General features: G+C 43.3%; 27 protein-coding genes. 12 read left to right on the top strand and 15 right to left on the bottom strand.

The genetic code is table 11. The features are described 5' to 3' along the window. Positions 1-5 precede the first annotated feature (5 nt). Genes M23134_RS16450 through M23134_RS16460 form a run of 3 tightly spaced genes read right to left on the bottom strand, consistent with a single transcriptional unit; the run spans position 6 to position 3,260 of the window. The gene (locus tag M23134_RS16450; RefSeq protein ID WP_002698105.1) at positions 6-1,259 is read right to left on the bottom strand and encodes a tetratricopeptide repeat protein; all 1,254 of its coding nucleotides are present in this window, start codon (positions 1,257-1,259) and stop codon (positions 6-8) included. A gap of 6 nt (positions 1,260-1,265) precedes the next feature. After that, positions 1,266-1,898 carry a hypothetical protein gene (locus M23134_RS16455; protein ID WP_045113727.1) on the bottom strand — a complete coding sequence of 211 codons (633 nt, stop codon included), beginning with the start codon at positions 1,896-1,898 and terminating at the stop codon, positions 1,266-1,268. A gap of 12 nt (positions 1,899-1,910) precedes the next feature. Continuing rightward, the gene (locus tag M23134_RS16460) at positions 1,911-3,260 is read right to left on the bottom strand and encodes a hypothetical protein (protein ID WP_045113728.1); all 1,350 of its coding nucleotides are present in this window, start codon (positions 3,258-3,260) and stop codon (positions 1,911-1,913) included. A 435-nt stretch (positions 3,261-3,695) separates the two neighbouring features. Between M23134_RS16460 and M23134_RS16465 the strand changes: the two genes are divergently transcribed. From M23134_RS16465 to M23134_RS16475, 3 genes are all read left to right on the top strand, one after another. Then, on the top strand, positions 3,696-4,247 hold the full coding sequence (locus M23134_RS16465) for a Pvc16 family protein (protein WP_002698108.1): 552 nt from the start codon (positions 3,696-3,698) through the stop codon (positions 4,245-4,247). A 298-nt stretch (positions 4,248-4,545) separates the two neighbouring features. Beyond that, complete coding sequence (locus M23134_RS16470) at positions 4,546-9,255, top strand: PKD domain-containing protein (RefSeq protein WP_002698109.1); 4,710 nt, start codon at positions 4,546-4,548, stop codon at positions 9,253-9,255. Positions 9,256-9,448: 193 nt separating this feature from the next. Next, the gene (locus M23134_RS16475; protein WP_002698111.1) at positions 9,449-10,153 is read left to right on the top strand and encodes a histidine kinase; all 705 of its coding nucleotides are present in this window, start codon (positions 9,449-9,451) and stop codon (positions 10,151-10,153) included. A gap of 25 nt (positions 10,154-10,178) precedes the next feature. Here the strand turns inward: M23134_RS16475 and M23134_RS16480 are convergent, their stop codons facing one another. The 3 genes from M23134_RS16480 to M23134_RS16495 all read right to left on the bottom strand — a co-directional run bounded on the left by M23134_RS16480 (position 10,179) and on the right by M23134_RS16495 (position 11,795). Continuing rightward, positions 10,179-10,469: a hypothetical protein gene (locus M23134_RS16480; protein ID WP_002698113.1), complete on the bottom strand. Its 291-nt coding sequence runs from the start codon at positions 10,467-10,469 to the stop codon at positions 10,179-10,181. Positions 10,470-10,877: 408 nt separating this feature from the next. Beyond that, on the bottom strand, positions 10,878-11,291 hold the full coding sequence (locus M23134_RS16490) for a hypothetical protein (RefSeq protein WP_002698118.1): 414 nt from the start codon (positions 11,289-11,291) through the stop codon (positions 10,878-10,880). 66 nt (positions 11,292-11,357) lie between these two features. After that, positions 11,358-11,795: a hypothetical protein gene (locus M23134_RS16495; protein ID WP_002698119.1), complete on the bottom strand. Its 438-nt coding sequence runs from the start codon at positions 11,793-11,795 to the stop codon at positions 11,358-11,360. A 466-nt stretch (positions 11,796-12,261) separates the two neighbouring features. Between M23134_RS16495 and M23134_RS41800 the strand changes: the two genes are divergently transcribed. Further along, positions 12,262-12,405 (top strand): hypothetical protein, encoded by a 144-nt coding sequence (locus M23134_RS41800; protein ID WP_198144980.1) that lies wholly within the window; start codon positions 12,262-12,264, stop codon positions 12,403-12,405. A gap of 53 nt (positions 12,406-12,458) precedes the next feature. On the opposite strand, the gene M23134_RS16500 is transcribed toward M23134_RS41800, so the two are convergent. From M23134_RS16500 to M23134_RS16510, 3 genes are read right to left on the bottom strand one after another with little or no spacing between them, the layout of a single operon-like run. Then, positions 12,459-12,839 (bottom strand): hypothetical protein, encoded by a 381-nt coding sequence (locus M23134_RS16500; protein WP_002698126.1) that lies wholly within the window; start codon positions 12,837-12,839, stop codon positions 12,459-12,461. Continuing rightward, positions 12,836-13,111 carry an NUDIX hydrolase gene (locus M23134_RS16505; RefSeq protein ID WP_002698127.1) on the bottom strand — a complete coding sequence of 92 codons (276 nt, stop codon included), beginning with the start codon at positions 13,109-13,111 and terminating at the stop codon, positions 12,836-12,838. The genes M23134_RS16500 and M23134_RS16505 overlap by 4 nt, the downstream gene beginning before the upstream one ends. A gap of 42 nt (positions 13,112-13,153) precedes the next feature. After that, complete coding sequence (locus M23134_RS16510) at positions 13,154-13,462, bottom strand: hypothetical protein (protein ID WP_002698129.1); 309 nt, start codon at positions 13,460-13,462, stop codon at positions 13,154-13,156. 438 nt (positions 13,463-13,900) lie between these two features. On the opposite strand from M23134_RS16510, the gene M23134_RS16515 reads away from it, so the two are divergent. After that, positions 13,901-14,155 carry a hypothetical protein gene (locus M23134_RS16515; RefSeq protein ID WP_002698131.1) on the top strand — a complete coding sequence of 85 codons (255 nt, stop codon included), beginning with the start codon at positions 13,901-13,903 and terminating at the stop codon, positions 14,153-14,155. Between the two features lie 224 nt (positions 14,156-14,379). On the opposite strand, the gene M23134_RS16520 is transcribed toward M23134_RS16515, so the two are convergent. Beyond that, a complete protein-coding gene (locus M23134_RS16520; RefSeq protein WP_002698132.1) occupies positions 14,380-14,667 on the bottom strand; it encodes a hypothetical protein in 288 nt (95 codons plus the stop codon). A 437-nt stretch (positions 14,668-15,104) separates the two neighbouring features. On the opposite strand from M23134_RS16520, the gene M23134_RS16525 reads away from it, so the two are divergent. Continuing rightward, positions 15,105-15,320 (top strand): hypothetical protein, encoded by a 216-nt coding sequence (locus M23134_RS16525; protein ID WP_002698136.1) that lies wholly within the window; start codon positions 15,105-15,107, stop codon positions 15,318-15,320. A gap of 174 nt (positions 15,321-15,494) precedes the next feature. Then, positions 15,495-15,743 carry a hypothetical protein gene (locus M23134_RS16530; protein ID WP_002694168.1) on the top strand — a complete coding sequence of 83 codons (249 nt, stop codon included), beginning with the start codon at positions 15,495-15,497 and terminating at the stop codon, positions 15,741-15,743. Positions 15,744-15,810: 67 nt separating this feature from the next. Here M23134_RS16530 and M23134_RS16535 read toward each other — a convergent pair whose 3' ends face one another. Then, positions 15,811-16,254 carry a hypothetical protein gene (locus M23134_RS16535; RefSeq protein ID WP_002694169.1) on the bottom strand — a complete coding sequence of 148 codons (444 nt, stop codon included), beginning with the start codon at positions 16,252-16,254 and terminating at the stop codon, positions 15,811-15,813. 422 nt (positions 16,255-16,676) lie between these two features. Between M23134_RS16535 and M23134_RS16540 the strand changes: the two genes are divergently transcribed. Then, the gene (locus M23134_RS16540; protein ID WP_002698138.1) at positions 16,677-16,895 is read left to right on the top strand and encodes a hypothetical protein; all 219 of its coding nucleotides are present in this window, start codon (positions 16,677-16,679) and stop codon (positions 16,893-16,895) included. 205 nt (positions 16,896-17,100) lie between these two features. On the opposite strand, the gene M23134_RS16545 is transcribed toward M23134_RS16540, so the two are convergent. Continuing rightward, the gene (locus tag M23134_RS16545; protein WP_002698139.1) at positions 17,101-17,484 is read right to left on the bottom strand and encodes a hypothetical protein; all 384 of its coding nucleotides are present in this window, start codon (positions 17,482-17,484) and stop codon (positions 17,101-17,103) included. 42 nt (positions 17,485-17,526) lie between these two features. Next, entirely contained in the window at positions 17,527-17,769 is a 243-nt protein-coding gene (locus tag M23134_RS16550; RefSeq protein WP_045113730.1) for a hypothetical protein, read from the bottom strand. 421 nt (positions 17,770-18,190) lie between these two features. Here M23134_RS16550 and M23134_RS16560 point away from each other — a divergent pair, with 421 nt between their 5' ends. Continuing rightward, positions 18,191-18,688 (top strand): hypothetical protein, encoded by a 498-nt coding sequence (locus M23134_RS16560; protein WP_002694174.1) that lies wholly within the window; start codon positions 18,191-18,193, stop codon positions 18,686-18,688. Between the two features lie 168 nt (positions 18,689-18,856). Here M23134_RS16560 and M23134_RS16565 read toward each other — a convergent pair whose 3' ends face one another. Then, positions 18,857-19,138 (bottom strand): hypothetical protein, encoded by a 282-nt coding sequence (locus M23134_RS16565; RefSeq protein WP_002694175.1) that lies wholly within the window; start codon positions 19,136-19,138, stop codon positions 18,857-18,859. Positions 19,139-19,565: 427 nt separating this feature from the next. Here M23134_RS16565 and M23134_RS16570 point away from each other — a divergent pair, with 427 nt between their 5' ends. Beyond that, on the top strand, positions 19,566-20,135 hold the full coding sequence (locus M23134_RS16570; protein WP_002698142.1) for an SH3 beta-barrel fold-containing protein: 570 nt from the start codon (positions 19,566-19,568) through the stop codon (positions 20,133-20,135). Between the two features lie 165 nt (positions 20,136-20,300). Here M23134_RS16570 and M23134_RS16575 read toward each other — a convergent pair whose 3' ends face one another. Further along, positions 20,301-21,002, bottom strand: a complete 702-nt coding sequence (locus M23134_RS16575; RefSeq protein ID WP_157558513.1) for a hypothetical protein — start codon at positions 21,000-21,002, stop codon at positions 20,301-20,303. Positions 21,003-21,168: 166 nt separating this feature from the next. Here M23134_RS16575 and M23134_RS16580 point away from each other — a divergent pair, with 166 nt between their 5' ends. Together M23134_RS16580 and M23134_RS41805 are read left to right on the top strand one after the other, a co-directional pair. Further along, positions 21,169-21,663, top strand: coding sequence for a hypothetical protein (locus tag M23134_RS16580; protein WP_002698144.1), 495 nt, complete (start codon positions 21,169-21,171; stop codon positions 21,661-21,663). Between the two features lie 51 nt (positions 21,664-21,714). After that, positions 21,715-21,870 carry a DUF1660 family phage protein gene (locus M23134_RS41805; protein ID WP_002698145.1) on the top strand — a complete coding sequence of 52 codons (156 nt, stop codon included), beginning with the start codon at positions 21,715-21,717 and terminating at the stop codon, positions 21,868-21,870. Positions 21,871-21,903 lie beyond the last annotated feature (33 nt).

Here is a 21,903-nt window from a genome sequence, read left to right on the forward strand (position 1 = left end):
GTTCTTTAGTCTTTGTATTTATTTACCTCAATTTTTGCCTTTATATAGCCATTATCAGCAGCTTTCTTCATCCAATGCTTTTCTAGTTTAGGGTTAACTTCGGTTCCTTTACCTTCACGGTAATACAACGCTAGTTGATATTGAGCCATTGAATTACCTTGTTTTGCTGCTTTACTACACCAGATAAAAGCCTGGTCATAGTTTTTAAAATCTACGGCATAAGTATACACTAATAGCATCTGAGCATTAATCACCCCTTGTTTGGCACTTTTTTTAAAATAGTACAGGGCTTGTTTTTTATCTATTGGCATGCCATTACCTTCATAATACATCATACCTAAGTTGAACTGGGCAAAACGATTCCGAGCTTCTGCTTTTTTATACCATTGAAATGCTTTTTCATAACTTTTGCTAGTACCTTCCCCTAATGAATACATTGTTCCTAATGTCGTTTGTGCCACTGCATGTCCTTGTAAAGCACTTTTTTCAAACCAAGGCAGCGCCCTTTCATATGCATAAGCACATCTGTATAATTCAGCGAGTTTATATTGCATTTCGGGGTTCCCATTTACAGCTTTTTGCCTAAAAACTGTCCAAACATTTTTAGGTATATCTTCCCAACTGTCCAAAAGTGCATAAGCAGGAGATTTAACCGACTTAAGGCTTTTTATATACAAGTCAAAAGCCTTGTTCAAATCTTGGGTGACACCTTGCCCTTGTTCATAAAGGGTAGCTAAATAAAACTGGCTTTGCGTTTTTCCTTCTTTCGCCTTTTGTTTATGCCATTGCAAAGTTTTTAGTGTATCACCTTTTGCTAACCAGACTTTCCATTTTAGTTGTCCGTTTTTTAAGCTTTTATCAAACCAGTATTGAGCTTGTTTTTTGTGTTGTGTTACACCTAACCCACGATAATACATTAGCCCAAGGTAATACTGTCCGTTAAAGTCATCACTATAGGCAGCCTGTCTAAACCAATACAAAGCTTTTTTGTATTTGTGTTGCTCATAATGCCACAAACCCAATCCCACCATTGACTTATGAAAACCTTGTTTGCTACTTTGCCTATACCAGTACCGCGCTTTTTTCAAGTTCTGTTTTACTTTATCTCCTCGTTTGTAAGCTTTGGCAAGATAATATTGATCACTAGCATCTCCTGTTTGAGCTCCTTTCTCAAAGCGAGAGTTTTGCCCTATAGCTGGAGTGTTAAAAAAAACTGAGAAGAAAATTATTGACATATATAAAATTGCTGCTTTGTTCATTTTATGCTAATTGTCTTTTGATATTCGTTCAAATATATCTGAGGCTTCTTTTAAGACGGCAAACTCTATAGCATAAAGTATAAGTACCGCTTCATGTCGTGAGGCATTTTTGAAATAAAACTCCCCAAAACTCGGTGCATTTTTATGCTGAATAGGAGGAATTAGTTGGAGGTAACGTTCTGCCCAAGGAATAGTATCTTTTAAATACTTGAGGTGTCTTTTCTTAAGTTGTTTTGTATAATTATTCAATGCTTTAGCCAAGCCTTGAGCAGAGTAATAATTATGCTTGCTGCTCAAAAATTGTTTTACTGTATATATTCCCTCATCAGTGCTATATGGTAAAAATTTTACAGTTCGTTTGGTGATCTCTCCGGTGACATCCATTGTCTCTTTTTTTAAATACTCAGCCAACATTATTTTATGTAACCCAGCCTTGGTATTTCCTTGCTCTTTTACCTTGATCTTTAAATTCATTAAGTCTTGATCTGCTTTTTGCTTGGCTAAAATCATTGGATAAATCATAGCTTGGTGAATTTGTTCATACTTGAGGTTTTTGAAATGTCTCCACGTTGCTTTTTTGTGGGTGTTACATGCTACACAGAATACAGGTATTAGATATAATAAATAAGCTTTCTTCATTTTGTTAAATATTTATTTTTTATACTGGTTTAGTTGCCCTACATGTTCCATTTCTTTATTTGCTCCAACCTTCCAAAAGGTAGTCAAAGGAGCTGCATCATCATAGTATTTCCCAAAACTGTCCATGTTAACATAATACCCTGGATGTTTTTTAGAAGGTTTAAATTTAGGTTGCCTCCTGATTTCTTTAGTTTGAAGGTTTTTAATACTAATAGAAGCGTATAAGTCATGATCTAGTGAGGGCAATTGATATTTATTCAATAATTGATTAAAACTGGTCGTAATACTCTTTTTTTCGGCCTCTTTTTTATGACCGCTTAGTTGCTCTGCCAAGTTACCCACCACATCCATAACCATCTCATCCAGCCCTTTTTTAATACCTGTAAGGGAGCGTATATTATCGCCTAGTTGCTTGCTTTTGCCATCGGCAGACTGCAAATGTTTGAGTCCTCGCGCTACCCCGTCAGCTAGTTTGAGGGCGTCCAGTTGTTTTTTTGACTTGAGCACCGTGTCCAATGCCTTGTAAAACTTTTTTACCACCCCCAAAGTAAGTTTCAACTTGCCTCCTTCAAAAGCAATACCCGCGTATTTGGCAAATGCCTTCATGTCAAAACTACCCTTTGCTGAGCCTTTCATACCAGCTATTACATTAAACTGCCCATTGCCCGTAATATATACTCCCCAATTTTTCAAAAAACTATTTTCTTTCTGATATTCATTTTCAGGAGCAACCTTTTTCTTGTCCATGGGGTTACTCTTAGTTTTCCTTTCCTTTTGGTTATGGCGTTGCATATCGGCCACAAGCCTTTGCTTTTCTTCTTCGTTTATCTGTTTAGTGTACGCTTGTTGTTTTACCAGTACTTGTTGTTGGTATCTGCGGGCGTGTTTGCGGCGTAATTTGTTAAAGGTAGAACCAAACGCTAAAGCAGCTTTCGAGGCTCCTGGCATTGCTGTTAGTCGGTTGCCACCTTCTACCGCTTTCAGGTGAAAATCGCGGCAAATTTGGGCAAGTATTTGTTTATCGCTGGCAGGCATTTTGGCTTTGCCCATTTCTACCCTATAGTGAGCGAACACCCGATGTACCAGCGCCACTCCCTGGTATTTACTCATCAAGGTCTTAAGGTTGGGCTTTTTTATTTCAGTCACTGTTTCTGTTGTTTGGGCTTTTGCCTTGGCTTGCGCTTGTTGTTCATTATACTGTTTCACTATCTCCTCCCTTTCGGCTTTACGGGCAGCTACTTGTTCGGGGTCGCGTTTTTCTTTGAGCGCTTCATCTATACGCAAAGGCATTTGATCGTGAGTAAGTTGTGGCATCTCATGTTGCGGCTGCAAGTCGTGCTCTGGTTCGGCATGTGTAGGCATGTGGGTTAGTTTTCGTTTGTAAAAATTTCCGACGGCAATACTACACCCAGGTAGCTCTAAAATTCAAAGAAGTCACGTTAAAATGCGTTAAACGGAGTTAATCGATTTTAATAGTTTTATTTTTTAGCACTAAAGTACAATCAATACTCCTTGTACCACCCAAACACTTTTCTAAAAACCCTATTTAGAGCCTCTCAGACAGCTTTTTAGTTTCCTTGTAAATGAAATTGTATTTTTTATATTATTAATATAATTATAGGATTCGTTTTTAACCGTTTAACGGACTTTAACGTACAAACTTTGCCTTTCGCTTGCCTTTCTCCCTAACCTTGCATCGTCAATTAATTACAAGTCTTTCGGAATTATGAATGGCTTTGTCCAACCATAAAGCAATAGAACTCTAAAACAATAAAACCATCTAAATTAATATATCAAATGATTACTCCTATACTACGACTATTACAAAGTGCATTGACCGAGCACCTGACAAGTCAGTTTATGCAAAACTCATTTACCACATTTAGCGTGGTGGTAGACAAACTCGTGAGCCGCGATGGTAAGTCTACCCTCGACCCGGCGCTCAATCAGGTAGTCATTACCCTGCTCGACATCCAGGAAGAACGCACCGTGCAACGTAGCCGTACCAGCGACTCCGGAGCACCTTATCACCTTAACCTGATGTTGCTGTTATCGGTGCACGAAAAAGAAGAACAACGCGACCAGCAAGACTACCTCAAGGGAATGGAGTACCTCGATGCGGTATTGAGTTTTTTTCAACAATATCCCACCTTTACTCCTTTGACCCATCCCAACTTGCCTGCCAGTGTGGAGTACCTCCAGTTTGAGCTTGCCAACGAAAATCTGCGCGAAAACAGCTACATCTGGACAATGACCGGAGCCAAACACGCGCCTTCGGTGCTTTATAAAGTACGCAGTGTAAGTCTGGGGACCAGGCAAATGGCAAATCGTGTTCCTCAGTTTAATTAATTATGAATTAAGCAATTACGATAAGCACCGTGTAAGCCAATTCGTAATTCCAAAAAGTTTATAATTCTCAAGCAGTGCCTTGCCGCATTTCAATTGTTTACACAGCGATTAAATTTGTTTCCCATAGTGCAAGGTGCTGTTTTTTAGTAAGTCAAGAGTTGAGAGTCGGTAGTCGGGAGCTACCATAGGCTACCAACTATGGACTAAAAGACCAATAAAAGAATCAAACTCTAAACCCAACCCAGGGTAGCTCAAGTCATCTACCGACTCCTGACTACCAACTACTGACTAAAAAAAGATGAAAACATTCACCCTATTTTGCGTGCTCCTCTGGAGCCTTGCCCAGCCCTCCTATGCCCAAACCCAACTTCGGGGACGGAGCACCAGCTTTGCCATTACCACGCTGGCTGCCACCACTACTTATATAGAAGAAAGTGCCTCGGTAGTAGAAGAAAGTACATTTGCCGACCCGGTGGCAGTTATTCCTGCTACGCTTACTACTGCCTGCAACAGTGGCAAAGCAGTCACTCTATCGCCCATTATCATCAGCGAGCAAAGCCCTGGTTCGTTTATGGTAGGGAAGGGCACTTTGGTACTTGCATTTGATCATCCCGATTTTATCATCAGTAAGTCACCTGTGGTAGTGGTGACGGGAGCCCCTGGCGATTTTCTTGCTCCTACTGTAAAGTTAAAATCAGGCAAACTCTACATAGACTATGATTTTGTGGGTACTACCAAGGTAGGGGGCATTGTGCTGAGCGGGCTGGAAGTATTGGCTAAAAGTAAGACCGCAGGAGCAGTAGCCCAGTTAAAACCCCTGAGTGGTTACGCCCACTTTACGGGGCTTACTACCAGTGCCGTTTTTGCTACGGTACAAGGCATCAATGCCACCACAAGCAGTGCGCTTCCTGCCCCAACAAATATTGAGGGCTTTGGCGTAGTGTGTGCCGGGGGCAATGGCTTTACCTACACGGCAGCTCCAGTGCCCGATGTCACAGGCTATTTGTGGAAGCTGCCAGTTGGCTTTCTTGCCAGCAACGATCCCCAGGCAATTCAGGTATCGGCAGATCAGTATTATACCGCTGACAATATGATTACCCTGGACATGGCAACTTCGGCAAGCCTGGGAAACAAACTGCTACAGGTCAAAAGCGTAAATGATTGCAAAATAAGTACTACGGCACGCAGCAAAACCATTCGGGTGGCCACCCCACCCAACCCCAAGGTAAGCTTACCCGCCACGAGCTTTCCTGACAACGATTTTTCTCCGGTAAATATCACCGTGACCAACAGCCCCGCTGGAGGCATAGGCACGCTCCGGGGCGATGGTGTAGTTGGTAACAAACTCTATCCAGGACTACTTTTTCCGGGCACGGGTTACAAGGTGTATTATGAGTATGCCATCAACAATTGTACGGTGACGGTGAGCACCTCTTTCAGCGTATACGATGCCGACGCGGTGGTATTGGGGCTTGCTACGAGTTATTGCAGCAATGTAGCGGCTTCTCAAACCGTCACCATTGCCAATCTAAGTTCGGCGTTGGGGGCAAAACTTTACAGCCCTACAAACACCCTGATCCCTTTAAACTTGCGGCTGATCAGTGGCAACAACTACCGCTACACCTTTAGCGGTCAAGACTTGTATAAACACTACGGGGCAGGGACTTACCGTTTTGAGGTCACCCAGGCCGGGGCAAGCGTGCCCATCAAGGTGGCTTTTCAGATTACGACCCCTCCCGCCCAAAGCATTACCGGAGGCACAGGCGCCCAGGTATGCGGCGATGGCAGCTCTATTTATAATTATAGTTCCAGCATTGCTGCCACCACCGATGAATTTGAATGGTCGGCACCCGCAGGGGGGGCTACTTTTGTGGGAGGCATCCACCGCCAGGCGACGGCATCGGTAGTTTGGTCAGGAGGTACCTCTACGGGAACCAACAAAATCTTGCGCCTTGCCCAAACCCGCAATGGTTGTACTACCATTACCGACTATGCGGTGAAAGTTTTTGCCCTGCCTGCCCCCGGCATTGTAGGGGATTTGACCCCCTGCGCTGGTGAAACGGTGACTTATACTTTAGATCAGGTTGGCAACGCAAGCGGCGGCACCTACAGTTGGCAGGTAACAAACGGGCAAATTGTTGGAGCAAGCAATCAAGCTCAGATAACGATCAAGTGGGGCAACGCCAACGGCAGTCTTAAAGTGACCCAAAACCTCAATGGTTGCACTAAAAGCGCTGAGGTAGCCATTATCATCAAGGCATTACCCACGCTCAGTATTGCAGGATTCAACGCTGAGCGCAGTTATTGCGCAGGAGATGCTACCTCGGTGGTGCTCGCCCCCATATTTAGCAACGACACTACGCCTCCTGCTGACTACCTTACCGCAGGCAAGTTTGAAATTAAACGTTTGGCAGGCAATAAACCAGCGTCGGCTTCCTTTGTTCGCTTGGTGGCACAAAGTGGAGCGCTTACTGATCGCTGGTTGCCTGCTTTTCCTATTATTGGTTCAGGCGAAGCCGCCATTCCAACGGATGCCAAAACGAGCGAGCTCAACCTCAACGCCGGGCAGTACCTCATTCGCTATACTTATACCAATGCCAATGGTTGCGTAAATCACTCAGTTGCCTATACTATTACTATCCAACCCTTGCCTACCCTTAGTTTCACCGGGCTTGCTGCTGAGTATTGCAGTAACGACTCACCTGTGATGTTGTCAGCATTCAAAAACGGGGTACTCACCCCGCTTTTGCCCGGTTTTATTGCAAGAAATACAGCCACGGGTGAAGAAAAAGCCTTGGGGGGCAACCTACTCAACCCTGCTGACTTCGTGGCGGGTAGATATGAGTTGTTTTTAGCACTTGCCAGCACAGGCAGCACGGGCTGCGCCAACACCTCCAGCCGCGATACAACGGTGTATTTTGAAGTAATTGACCCACCCGCGAGCGTGCAGGTAGTAGCCGAAAGGCGTTGGAACGAGGATACCCTCCGTTTTACTGCGGTTGCTGGCACTCTTGTGTCAAGTTGGGCGTGGAATTTTGGTAATTTGATCGCCACCACCGCGAGCGTGTCTTATCCGGTAAGCCCGGACAAGCAAGGAAGCATTCCATTACTGAATTATAGCCTAAACGCCACCAATGCCTCCGGTTGTAGCGAACAAATCAGCCAGGCGTTCAAAGTAGATTTTGATTTTGCGGGGCAGTATATTGTCGGTAAAGGGGAGACGAACCCCCGCCCTACCCGCTTCACCAACTTGTCGTTAGTCGTGGGTGACTCTATCCAGAGCTATGCCTGGAATTTTGGCGATGGGGCAATTTCCAGCGCCAAACACCCCGTGCACCAGTATCAATATCCTGGCACCTATGAGGTAAGTCTGACCATTCGCACCTCAGTGGCGGCTTATACGCTGCACCGCCGCATCGATATTTTTCCATTAATAAAAGTCACTGAAACGACTCCTTACTATAGTAGTTTCGAAAACACCGCAGGTGGCTGGCTTACCCACGGTACTATAGCCAAAGAGAGCACTACCGAAGGCAGCAGCTGGCAACTTGTAAATGATGCCTGGCAAATGCCAGACGGTTATGCCCACCACGAGCAGTCTTATGTAGCAAGCCCTGCCTTTGATATTAGTGAGCTGACCCGTCCCGTGCTTTCGTTCGATTACAAGCTCGATACTGATGCAGGTGCCGATGGGTTGGTGTTGCTTTATACTCTAAACGATGGCAAGACCTGGCAACGCCTGGGAGCAGTAGATCAAGGGATTGGCTGGTACAATACCACTCCCATTTTGGGCAAACCAGGTGATCGTTTTACGACTAGCAACGGCGATGCTCAGGGTTGGTCAGGCAAGTTCAAAGGTTGGCGCACGGCACGCATTGCCTTGGATAGAGCCATTTCTAATTTACCTGCTGCTGCTGCCAATCCCAACATCATCCGGTTCAGGTTTGCTTTTGGCTCCAATCCTGATAACCCACCGGGCAGCACGTACCAAGGGATTACTTTTGACAATTTTGAGCTTCGCAACCGCAACCGGGTGGCACTCCTGGAATATTTTACCAATCAGGGAGTGGCAAATTCTCAGGTAAAAAGTAATGAATTAGCTCAGGTAATGAGTAGCAGCGAAACCGTGAGTATTCATTACCACACCAGCTTCCCCATGATAGACGAGTTCAACAGTGAAAACTCCAAAGACCCCAGTGGCAGAGCTTTGCATTATGGTTTGCGTAACGTACCCGCTATGGTGGTAAACGGCAGGGTGAAAGATTCCTTGTCTACAGCACAACTCAAAGACAGTCTACTCAAAGAGACCTTGTTGCCAGCAGCTTTTGCTATTACAATTGATCCTATGCAATGGCAAAACAAATCGCTCGAAATCTCAGCAAAGATCACTGCCTTAACAGCCTTTGAACGCTCGGTGGTTTTTCACGCCGCCATTGTAGACAGTAGTCGGGTAGCCAGTAGCACAGGCGAAACCTACGCTCAGGTTCTGCGCAAGATGTTGCCCGATGCGGCAGGAGTATTTAGAAAGAGTACTTGGCAAAAAAATGAAGTTCAAAGCCTTAAATTCAGTTGGCAAATGGGCAACCAATCTATTCTTGCCGGGCTCAAGGTATTGGTATTTGTAGCAGATTATCAAAGCAGAAGCATCTATCAGGTAGCGACGGCAAAAGTGCCTGTGAATGCCGGGCGTGATGCTGATGAAAATACGGTCACGGGGTTAAATGGACAGTCAAAACCACATGCTACTAAACTGCTTGCCTACCCCAATCCAGTGAGGGAAGCAGTGACCCTGGTGTTGCCCCAAGGCCTGGTGCCTTCGCCCGACATCCGTTGGCAGGTCATCAGCCTGCAAGGGCAGGTAGTAACCAGGGGGCATTGGGCAAGTCGTACCCACCAGCACCAAATCTACCTGCACGAACTCTCGGCGGGGGTGTATGTAATCAAAGTATATGATGCCACAAGCCCTGGGCGAAGCAGTTTTGAGTGTAGGGTTGAGAAAGTAAAATAATAGCAGTGTAATGTAGTTAATGTGTCCTGTTTTTACCCTCATAGAACTTATGTTGGTTAGTGATGGATGGATAACAGGGATAAACCAAGAAGGCAGGTTTTATAAATCTGCCCTTCTTTTTTTAAAAGTACAGTCAATGTCGCTTTGCGAACCATAAAACAGTAAAACAATACAACCATAAAACAATCAAACAATGATCGATACGATCCAACAATCATTAATCTCAGAAGGCTTGCAGGAAGCAAGTCAGCTGGTGCAGACAATGAAGCAAAAAGCTTACAAACTGGCCAATACCGATTTGCTCAAAAGAATCAGTGAACTCGAAGACACCCTTCGCAGCATTGATGATGTCAATAATATCTCTACTGAAGCCCTGCACATAGAAAAGTGCAGCCTTAAGGTGCTTATTGATACATCTTACCAAATGTACCATCTCTACTTTAGCCGCCAGGACATTCGCTTTTCGAGCTATGTGGCCAATCTGCACGTGAGGGTAGATAAAATGAGTTTTTTTAGAATGTTCTTCAGCCTGGTGCACTATATGGGCAAGCATGCCCACCCCGACGAAGAGCGCTTTATTAGTATTGAAGCGGCTGCTTATAATAGCCAAACCGTTGCGCTCTATATAGAAGATAATGGTGTATATCCGGTCAGTGATACCGATATTTTCGACCATTCGTTCAAACGCCGGATTACGGGAGCTATTTCAGGAGTAGGGCTCACTGCCATCCAGCAATGGGCAGCTTCGGTAGGGGGCAAGGTATGTCCCGTCAACAAAGTAGGTAGCGGCTTAAAGCTGTGTTTTTTGTTGCCGGGCACGGCGAGCCCCCATTTGCGTGAGCAGCCTTTAGGGGAGGCAAGGTTGCCTTTGGAGCAAGGAGCATCTGTAATTTGTTAGTTAAGTCAAAAAACTGGCAGAGTGATTAACTCCACCAGCTTTTTCTGTGCCCGTTGTTGGTGTCAAACTCAAAGCCCCGGTAGCGTACGTTGGCTTTCCACCACTCTTCGTTTATTTCAACATCGTATATATAGTGGATGCTGTCTTTGCCAAAGTCACGCTTGCTTTTAAATTGAGGGTTTTGGATGGCGGTACGGGGTACCCACATCGAGCGGTATTTATCCAGCCTGTCTTCAATAAACACCGCTTCTTTGTTCCATTTTTTGATCCAGATATTGCGGGCTGTCCAGGTGGTCTTTATTTCTGTTGTAGTCATTGTTTTAAGTGTTTTAGTAAGTCCTTGTTTGAATTATTATATGTCTAAGGACGACTAATTTAGTCCGACTATCAACTCACTGTTATTCAGTATATTATGAGGTAATAAAGCTTGCCAAAAGCGATATTTGGAGGCGTTTGGTGTACTAATAAAAGTGCCATTTTTGGGCGGATAGTGGGCATTTCTTCCGGTAATAGTGAAATGGTGAAACATTCCCTAAACTCAGGAAGGCAAAAAATGATACAATCAAGGGGAAATTTCGGGCAACCGAGACATATTGAGGGCAAAAAGGGTGGTTTGAAGGCATTATATGCACTTAGGCAGCTTTTCTTATTTGCCCCAACCCCCAAAGGTGAACCAGATAAGATAGGTTCACCTTTTGAGAAATAGAAGCGTACAAGAGAAGACTTAGCCAACCCCTATAAACAAAAACACTTTGCCGTGTTTCCCTTTGATTCCGTTTTTGATCCGGAAGGCACTGGCGGCTGGTCCCCTGAGCCTTAGACCCAGAGTTTTGCTTTCGTCCACCATTGCCTGGGCAAGGCTGAGCACCTTGGTCTGCCGTGCCTTGGGTACAAACAGCAGGTAACGTTTTTTGTCCCACTCGCTGGCATCCGTTTTCAGCGAACAGCAGGCTTGCCTGATCCATTCGGCATATTTGAGTGGGTTTACTCCGGTGGGAGTGTTGATTTCCTCAAAGGTTGTTTTGGTGTGCAAATCACTGTTTGCCCCGGCTTGTTCCTGGGCTTCTCGATGGGCAGTCCAAAACGCTTCCCCTATGCTTGCCCCAAACCCTTGTCTTTCAAAATAAGTCATTTTCATTGATTCATTGATTGATGGTTTAAATCTGTGGTATAAATAAGGAAACCAGCCTTCGCTGGTCTTTCCTTAACATCTGGCGCAGCCAATAAACACATACACATTGCCTGGTTTGCCTGCATACACTGTCCCCCGGCGAAACTCCTGTGCCTTTCTTCCGGTCATTTTGATGGCCAGTGCTTTGGCACTGGTGTCGGCGTAATAATTAGCGTAGGTAAACACCCTTGCCTGATGCCTGTCAGGAATGGAGCCCAGCAGCTTATCTTTTTGCTTTTGACTAATGCCATAGCCCGTAAAAGCCTGATCTGCTTTTTCAATCCAGCTCAGGTACCTGGCAGGGGTCACCCCTTCGGGTATGGCTACTTCTATGCAGCCTGGTTTGGAGTTGAGGTCTCCGCTCTCTCCATCGATCATCCCGGTAAAATCTTCGGCCTCTTCGTAAGCCCTGCGGTAAGCTTCTTCTAGTGTTTTCCCGAAGGCGTAGCGTTCAAAATTTGTTGCTCCCATTGCATTTTTATTTAATGGTTAATTATTTAATTATAGTGCTAAGTACGAGTAATCGTTCCTGCTTATCAACTCGCTGTTGGTCAGTTGATTATGATGTAATAAAGCTTGCTGGAAGCGATTTTTAGGGTGGTATTTTGTGCCCGGAAAAGTGCAACTATTCTGCGGGTTTCAGGCAATTATGCTGGCAATAGTGCCATAGGGCAAGTACAGGATAGTGGAATGCAGGGAAACGTTGAAAAAAGTAGGTGAATTTCAGGCAAATGAAGACAGTTTGTGGGGGGTGTTGGCTGGTTTGGGGGTGAAATGTACGTTTCGCCGGATAAGCTTATTTGGCTTGCGATTCAGCGATTAAGTACTGGATAGTTCCCCAAAGATTGAGGTACTTAGAGGTATAATAAAAAAGGGTTTGGAAGGTACCAGCTCCCAAACCCGTTATTTTTAACTTTAAAAGATAAAGCCAATGCAAATGTCAAACAACCTACTGAAAAAAGCAACCCCAACCGACATAAAATGGAGCACCGAAGAAGAAGAGGAAGGGTTTGACCCCTGGGGGTGGGAACCTAACTACGGAGACAAAGACTTTGGGGTTAGCGACCGGGATTTTTATTAGTATTAAGATGATTGAACGAGGCTTTATGTGTAAAGCCTCGTTTTTATCTTGGTTTAGGTGCTCGCTTGTCCAAAAAACTGTTCAATCTTTGGGGCAAGTTGTTCCTGCCAGTCCTGTTTGCCATCCACGAGGATAAAAATATCCTCCATATCACTTTCGGTCACGGTAAACAGGGCGTAATTGAAACGGTCACCGTTGGGCAGGCACATCAGGTACAAATGCCCCTGGGTGTATCCACTAAAATCTTCCAAGATGAACCCTGGCGAGCTATCCAATGCCTGGACAACTTCTTTTTGGTATTCCTGCGGCTGCGGTGCCTGGTCTGCCTGGTGGTAGTAGCGGGCACTTAGCATATCATCCAACCGGGTAATGAGGTAGCCTAACTCCTCGTCGGTCAGTTTTTCAGCGGCGGCTATGATGGTCGTATATTTCATTTTTTCCGGTTTAAGTAAAACAAATGATCTATCCAAAAAATGTCCTCCCAATAATCCTGGTTGATTTCGATGCGATAAACCCCTTGGTTATCAGAGGTAACCCCTGCCAAAAACCGGGGGTTACGGATAACGCTCACGGGTAGCCAGGCATAGCCGTGGGCTTCATGGCTTATTTTGACAATGCCCTCCTGAATTTTACACAAATCCATTGCCACCTGATGGGTGACTAAATCCTGGTCAAAGACGTTGGCGGGTGGTGATTGCTTGCTCATTTTTTACAGTATTTTTTTAGTGATGAACTGACACGCGCTGTGTCAGTCTATAATGCCTTGTTCGGTAAAGCCTATAATAAAGCCTCTGGTAAAACTTATCTTGTCCAGGTTTGGGGTTTTACTGTTACTTGCTTCTTTCAAAGCAAGGGCGTCCAATTCCTGAGCGTTGAGGATAAACTCATCCAGCATTTTTTGTAAAGTGGCTTGGTCTGTTTGGGCTGCTTTGATTGCCCCGGCATTAAATCCGGAGATAAAGTCTGCCTGATCGAGTTGATGTGGTAGTTGCTTTTTGTCAAAATACCTTTGGGACATTTTAAATTTCTCAAGGGCGATATTTTCTAAATTTTTCATTTGTATTGAATGTTTTTGTTTACTGCTTTCATTGTTATGACACAAAGCACGACTAATTGTGTGCCCTTAGCAACTCACTGTGACACAGTTAATTATGATGTAATACTATCTGCGAAAAGCGATATTTGCAGTTGTTTTGTGTACTTCTAAAAGTGCCATTTTTAGGCGGGTTTGGGGCAGTTTAGATTACCATAGTGCCATAGAGTAGCGATGCTATGGGCAGATAATAACAAATGATGAAAAGAGTGTAGGTGCTTTAGAGCAAATGAGGACATATTGGGGGTGGTTTAGCTGGTTTGGAGGGCGTAATGTGGATTTTGGTAACTAATCTTATTTGCTTCACTATCAAGGGATTAAGTGCTGGGTAGTGGGCGTTTCTTTGTCGTACTTTGGTTCAAAGTCAAACACAGTTGAACTATTACCAAATACAATCACAATATGAATAATAAAGATCAAATGAATACCCAGGCAGCATTAGCATTGTATACCCTGCTTACCATACGCAGTGAAGAACTCTGCAAAGAGCGACTACTTGCTGAAAGAGCTCTGGAATATGCCAAAGATGCCCGGTCATTGGTAGATGTGGCTTTTTATGAAAAAGAGCTCGAAATCATTGACAGGCTCGACGGAGAACTCAATCTCTTAATGGAACAAGCCGAGCAACTTGCCGAAGCAAAGCGTGAAGCAGAGTAAGTAAAAAAACGCCCCACCGATTAACCGAAATCAGTGGGGCATTGCTTTAAACAGCCAAAGAAAGAACAGATGATAACTGACCACTAATGTGATCGGTTAAGTGTTACCAATGCGGGAACGGAAAAATTAAAAGTGAGGAATTTTTTATGTTGATACGGGTGGGGTTTTAACCTTGGAGGGGATGCTTTGAGTGAATCCAGTTTGTATGCTTTAAGAGGCAGGTGTTATGCGGTAAATCCAGAAACAAACCCTCTGGTAAAGCTTCTTTTATCCAGCTTGTTTTTGTTGGCTTTTGAGGCCAGGTTTTCCAGTTTTTTGCCGCCCGTGATATATTCTTCTTTAATTATATTGAGTTTTTCAAGGGTCATTTTAGCTGCCTCTTTCATCCCTTCTATGAAGGCCGTTGTAAATGTTTCCTGGCTTATTTTATGGTTGGGATATTGGTGTTTATAAAAACTTTCGGTTGCCTTAAAACTTTTTAATATCGTTGGGTTTAAATTCGTTGGTTTCATCTGTTGTTATTTTTTTTGGGGGTTGTTTTAATTATTATGATACAAAGAACGACTAATTGTGTGCTCTTAGCAACTCACTGTGGCACAGGTAATTATGATGTAATACAAGTTACAGAAAGCGATATTTTGAGGTGTTTTGTACCCTTGGTAAAGTGCCGTTTGTGGGCGGGTTTGGGGCGATTTTCATAGGATTAGTGCAATAGAGAAGCTACGTATTGGCCGTATTTGATCAAATCATAAAAAAAGTAGGGGTGTTTTGGGGCAGATCAGGACATATTAAGGGTGTTTTGGCTGGTTTTGGGGCAAAAAGTGCGTTTTACGAACTAATCTTATTCAATTCATTATCAAGGGATTAAGTACTGGATAGTGGGCGTTTGTTTGTCGTACTTTGGTTCATAATTAAAGTTAAACAAACTACTAAATAAAACAACCCTTATATGGACAGCGTAAGTAAAATTATCCAAAACAAGATTGAATCGCTCAAGGCTGACAAAGCCAGCAATTACCAAAAGTTTAAATCAGCGGTAAGCCAGCATAAAATTTTAGAGGCTGATTACCACGAAACTGAAATGGCAATGCTTGACCGGGTGATTTATGAAATGGAAAAGTTAGCCACCAAAATCGTTACTGAAAGCATCAAAGGTAGCTTGTAGTTAAACGACGTCACCAGGTAAAACCCAGAGGTAATTCAACATAGCCTCTGGGTTTTGGTGCTTGTCTGGCATTACAAATAAAACCCTGACGTAGCGCATAAAAAATACCTGATTATGCTGTATATTTATGGTGTGCCCGCAAAAACGGGCAGTAAATGATAAATCATGTGACAAATGAAAGAAGATCAAGTAATGTTCAAACCGTCAGTATTTTTTGATGATAATAATGAATTAAACGATTCAGGGATTTTATTATATGTAGATGCGCTCAGGCTCAACCGGGAAAAAGAGTTGCCAGGCGAACTTACTGCGCATATTCTTCGCTCACCTCATGATCGAAGAAGAATTCTTGAGTATTATGAGTTTATAAAGGACGACGATATTCGGGAATTGATGCCTCACCCATATTTTGCACAGCATTAACTAACCCAGACAAAATCAAGAGGCTGGTTGGTGATCCATTCCAGCCTCTATCACAAATCAACGCTTTTTATCCTCCCAACTCTTCTTCAAAAAATGCCTCCAGACAAGCCTGATAATCACCTGACCAATTGTCGTCATAGGTACTGAGTGTGCTTTGTACTTCTTGTATTTTTTTAGCAATTGGCTGCTGCCAGGATTCATCCCCGGTATCATGATAAATGACCTTCAGGAAAGAAATATCCGCCCGTTTTATAGTAAAGAGAATACACACGCTGGTTGTGAAGCTGACAGGATGCTGCTGAATGTATAGTTTGCCTTCGTGAAACAGATTGTATCCATTTTTGAAATAACAATCAAAATTAACAGACAACGTGCCATCTGCTTGTATACACAGTCCTTGCACTTGAGCTACTGAATAAGGTACACCTTTAGGCGCGGTAAAAAAATCACCAGAATTAAGAAGTAGAAATCTGGGTTTTTCTGTGGGTATATTGATTAGTTTTAATTGCATAAAAAATTATTTATTTGATTTATAATGCTAAGCACGATCAATTAAGTGCTCTTATCAACTCGCTTTTGCCCAACTAATGGCGAGGTAATACTCTTTGCGAAAAGCGATATTTTGAGGCGTTTTGTACGCCAGGAAAAGTGCCGTTTTTGGGCGGGTTTGGGGCGATTTGGATTGGAGTAGTGCAATGGTGAGCCTACGCAGTAGCTGTATTTGATCAAATCAGAAAAAAAGTAGGGGTGTTTTGGGGTGAACGAGGACATATTGGGGGTGATTTGGCTGGTTTTGGGGCAAAAAGTGCACTTCTACAACTAATCTTATCTTGCTCGCTATCAAGGTATTAAGTACTGGATAGTAAGAGATTGTTTGTCGTACTTTGGTTCATAATTAAACAGTTAAACCACGCATTACTAAATAAAACCGCCATGATTACAAACGAAGCATACTGGGTAATAATAGAAAGAAGAAATGAGTTAGCCATTGAACTAGCCCAGGTAAAAAAAACACTTGAAGCCACCAAAGCCATGGAGCAAGTAGCGGTACAGGAAAAACAAGTGGAATTTTTAACCCTGATGATTGAGGAGTTGAGGCAGCTCAACTATCGCATCGCAAAAGCAGAAGAAGCAGCTAAAAAAGAGGGGTAGGCTGGCAGTAAAACGAGGTTGGTCATACAGCCTCGTTTATATATTCAGAAAGCAATCAAAAAGTGTTACCCCTGCTTTACCGATCACACCGGCCAACGAAACCTGATATAGGGTTTCGTTTTTGCTCCTGCCCAAAGCAAGGCTCCCCCGAAAAATCAGAACCTGGAAGCCGACTCATCGAGGGAGGCTCCTGGTTCCTTCCTTATTATTCAAATGCTGCTGCCCCTTTTTCAAAAAACAGTCTGATTTTCGGAGCCAGTTTTTTCTCCCAATCGAAGCTGCCATCCGTTAAGGTAAACAGGTGTTTAATTTCGATATCGTGCAGGGTATACAAGGCATAAATCATTTTATCTCCATAAGGTTCTGCCATCAGCTGAAGTTTTCCTTCATCGTATTCCGGCTCGTCAGTCAGAATAAAACCAAGTTCGTTTTTTTCAGATAACACCACACCTTTAGTATGCCCCTGAAGCTGAGGACGTACTTCATCGTATTCCTTCACTTTTTGCATGTGGTTAAGGTCGGCAATTAGCCAGAGTAGTTCGTTGCTGCTAAGTTTATCAGCTTCGGTTAGTATTTTATCGTAGTTCATCTTTAGGCTTGGTTTGTTGTTTTAAAATCATATTTCGGTAGTTTAACCCATCCAAAAAATATCCTTCCAGTAATCTCGGTTTACTTCGATGATGTAGTTTTTGGTGCTGAGTGGTTCTATGTTTCGAACCACACTGATGGGTAACCAGGTGGAGCCAAGTTGTTCGTGGGTCACCTTCAGCAACCCTTCATGAATTTTGCCCATGTCAAGTATTACCTGGTGCTGTTCCAGGTTCCGGTCAAAAACGGTTCTTCCGGGTATTCGAAATCTTTTTCTTGTTTTCATTTTCTTGTTTTCTAATAATTTATATCACGAAGTACGACTAATTGCGTGCCCTTAGCAACTCGCTGTGGCACAAGTGATTATGGCGTAATATTGTCTGCGAAAAGCGATATTTTGAGGTGTTTTGTGTACTTCGAAAAGTGCCATTTGTGGGCGGGTTTGGGGCAAGTATGATAGGGATAGTGCAATAAAACTGCTACCAGATAGCTGTATTTGATCAAATCAGAAAAAAAGTAGAGGTGTTTTGGGGCAAACGAGGACATATTGGAGGTGATTTGCTTGGTTTCAGGGCAAAAAGTACGCTTTTGCAAATAATCTTATTCACCTATTTATCAAGGGGTTAAGTACTGGATAGTGACCCTTTCTTTGTCGTACTTTGGTTTATAATTAAAGTTAAACAAACTACTAAATAAAACGAGAATACATGGATCAGATAGCTATTCAAAACCGAAGCATCTCACTTGATTTGTTCAATAAAATAATTGGACGACAGAAAATCTCACGGATTTTCCTGCCAATCATTGGTTGGGAACAAATTCAGGATCAAAACAGAGAAAACATTCTACAAGCTCAGGAGGATTTGTTCGCTCAATTAAATGATCAGTTATCAATGCCCATTGAAGGAACCAACCTTTCCTTGATTATTAAACTGACCACTCTAAAGGTTCGAAAGTTTTGCCATATACTGAGTCTCCTGGATATAAATTATATTGACTCTAAGGTATTCAAGGCTGTAGATCAATATAACTACCCAAGAAACCAGTATTTGTATAAAAATTATTCAACTGGTGCTTATGATTTAACTGACTCACAGGAGAGCGTTAAAACTTATTTGATAAGCCATTACGGGAAAGCATTCTGGGAGAAAAAGCCTTGCATGGCAGTGATTGACTTTTCAATAGAAAGAGTGGATGCAATATAAGCCAACAAAAAAAGCCCCACTGATTTTACACGAAGTCAGTGGGGCATTGCTTTAGAGCAACCAAAAAAGATAAAAAAACGAACGGTCATTAGCAACCTGCTCATAGTTTGCACCAACAAGCAACGCCCCACCTGTAGAGGTAGGGCAAGGGCTTGGTTTTGTCTGGCTTTATATTAATTTCTTGAAAATGGTTACGGGCATTGTCTGGGTGAAAAAGGTAAGAACTCTTATTTCGCTTACCTGTTCAAAATCAATTACTTTCCATTTTTCTTCGCTGAGGCTGTAAAAGGTGAGCTGCTTGCCCTGGTGGTTTTCTTTACCGATTTGCTGTTGCTTTTTAGCTGGGATCAAATCAAGGTTTAAGGTGGTTTTTTCAATCTTTCCGTTGAGGGTAATTTGAACTATTCCGCTGCTTAATGCTACAATTGTTCTTTGTTTTATCTGATTCATCTTTTTTAATGTTTTTGTTTACTTGTTTAATTATTATGATACAAAGAACGACTAATTGTGTTCCCTTAGCAACTCACTGTGACACAGGTAATTATGGCGTAATATTGTCTGCGAAAAGCGATATTTTGAGGTGTTTTGTACCCTTGGAAAAGTACCGTTTTTGGGCGGGTTTGGGGCGATTTGGATAGGAGTAGTGCAATGGTGAGCCTACGCAGTAGCTGTATTTGATCAAATCATAAAAAAATCAGGGGTGTTTTGGGGTAAACGAGGACATATTGGGGGCAATATGGAAGGTTTCAGGGCAAAATGTACGCTTTGGCAACTAATCTTATTTAGCTCACTATCAAGGGATTAAGTACTGGATAGTGGGCATTTGTTTGTCGTACTTTGTTTTATAAATTAATCAACAACTAAAACGCTTACTACAATGACAACAACCATTGAAACCAACATCGCCAACCCCCTTACCAGGGATGAACTAACACAAGATTTAAGAAAAGGTATCGTACAGGTAGCCTACACCAAGTTAGACGGCACCCTAAACGTGCGGAAAGCAACTTTAAATTTTAGCCTGATCCCGTTAAAAGATCACCCAAACGGCGCGGAGTATAACCCACCCAAAGACAAAGGTTGGGTTAACTATTACGACCTCGACAAGGGCGAGTGGCGCAAACTGCACATCGACCGTTTAAAAGAATTGAATATCTTATTTGAGTTGAACCCGGTAAATGAGGAGTTTGAATACCACACCCTGCGCTTCAAAAAACTGAGCTATGAAGTAGTGAAACAACAAGCCACAGCTTACTTCGACCAACATAAAATACTCACCACCCTGCATCTAAAAAGGGCATTACGTGAGGCAGGCTACTGGGCAACTCAGGAAAAAGTAAGTGAGCTGATGCAGGAACTGGCAACTCGTGAGGTTGACTGGAACTTTAGCCTGCAAGAGGGCGAATTATTCAGGCTGTACTATCAGGAAGAGGAACTGGAGTTTTAGACTCCAGTTTTTTTGATTAAAACGTTAAAAAATCAGCGGCGCTATTTTAAATTATCAAAAAGGAACATACCTTTGTAGTGCATAGCTGGTTGAAGAATCTTGGGGGATGAGTAGATTTGTATCTGCTTTCCTTCAGGTTTTTTTTGCTTTAGAGCAACTCAATACTCACTCCTTCTCCACTACCTTTACTTTATATTTCCCCGCCAATACGTCAGTCAGAAAGGCTTCAAACACCTTTGCATTCCAACCCATTTTTAGCACCACCCCATCGCCATCCCCATCAGCACGGCTTGCTACCTGAAAGTAGAGCAGGCGGAGTTTAGACAAAAACACCTGGGCAGTGGCAGCCTCAGAATGAGGGAAAGCTGTTTTGAGTTTGCCTTGCACGGGTATTTTCGCTTTGGTTTCGTAATAAGCAAACAAAATGTCCAGCGATAAATTCAGGGCTTCTATTATTTCCGGGCTTGCCTTGCCCTTGCTCTCCAGTTCTTCTTTGAGTTTGGCTGCCACAAAAGCAAAAAACTGCCCCAGGTCATAAGAAACCACTACCCCCACTTTATCTGCTGATTCCTTTGAAAACCGAAGGCCACCTACGGCATACTTATTTTCAATGAGGATGGTTTTGGTGTCGCCCAGGGGCAGTATTTGTCTGGTCTCCACACGGGCAAATGTATCAGGCAGTACCTCCCGCAGCTTTTGGGTGAGCTTGCCCGCCACAAAACGAGGCAGTACCATTTTTTCGGGACTGAGCTTTTCATCCGGGGCTTTGCTTACCCGAATAATTTTGTTACAGCCTACCACCAGGCTGGTTCCTAATAACAACAAGCCCAGTAGGACTACCAGGTGTTTACGTGTGATTTGTTTCATCAATGTTTGCATTGTTTTGATTTTTGAACAAGGCGAAAGCTAAGAGAATCAAGTGTGCCGTTTTTGGGGCACTTTTTCAGGATAGATACATTTAACTGTATGATAGAGAGTGAATTAGGGTTTGATAACTTTTTTGTAATTTAGTAGGCAAAAACAGCAAAACACTATGAGCACTACATACCCTACCCTGCCTCCCTGGGAGGTAGTAGCCCTGGAAGCAATGATTGAAAAGCTATACCAGGCAGACGAAACCAAAGAACCCGCTGTGCGCCGCCGCGATGATGTATTGGGCAGTTTCAAATACCTGCAAAGAATCAAATATGGGTCGATGGAGGTCATTTGCCAAACCCTTGCCTACAAGTATTATTACCGCCCCCGTTCGGTGTATGCGTTGGTTTTACGCAACGCCAATCGGCTCAAAGACGCTGAACTGGAGGAACTTAAAGTGGGGGTGGACGAGTTGATGTACATCCGGCAACAGGTCAAGTCACTTTATTGGATGGAGAGCACGCGCCGCCACGAGGCAGTGCGGGCTGCTTTTAGAAAATGGCAAAATCTGGGCGACATTAGCTTTTTGTGTCGTTTGCTGGGTTATATGTTTTATTACCGCCCTGAAACCGTACGTCAGTTGTTGAAAGAAGTGAATTATAAGAGCAAGTAGCTACGAGTAGCTATTATTTTACTCATTATTAACCAAAGAATGACACCGCGCATGAATAAGAAGACAGGAGATAAAGGCAAGTCTACCCCATTTGCCTGCAAAATATGGGGGCACAAATGGCAGGGCGACAGCCTCAAAAGGCGCTGTACCCGCTGTGGCAAAACCCAGGTATCGAGGTATTCGGTGGAGGGGTGGGTGGATGTTTGAGGAGGAATACTAAACTTTGTATGATAGTATTCA

Source organism: Microscilla marina ATCC 23134 (genome assembly GCF_000169175.1).
GTDB classification, from domain to species: domain Bacteria; phylum Bacteroidota; class Bacteroidia; order Cytophagales; family Microscillaceae; genus Microscilla; species Microscilla marina.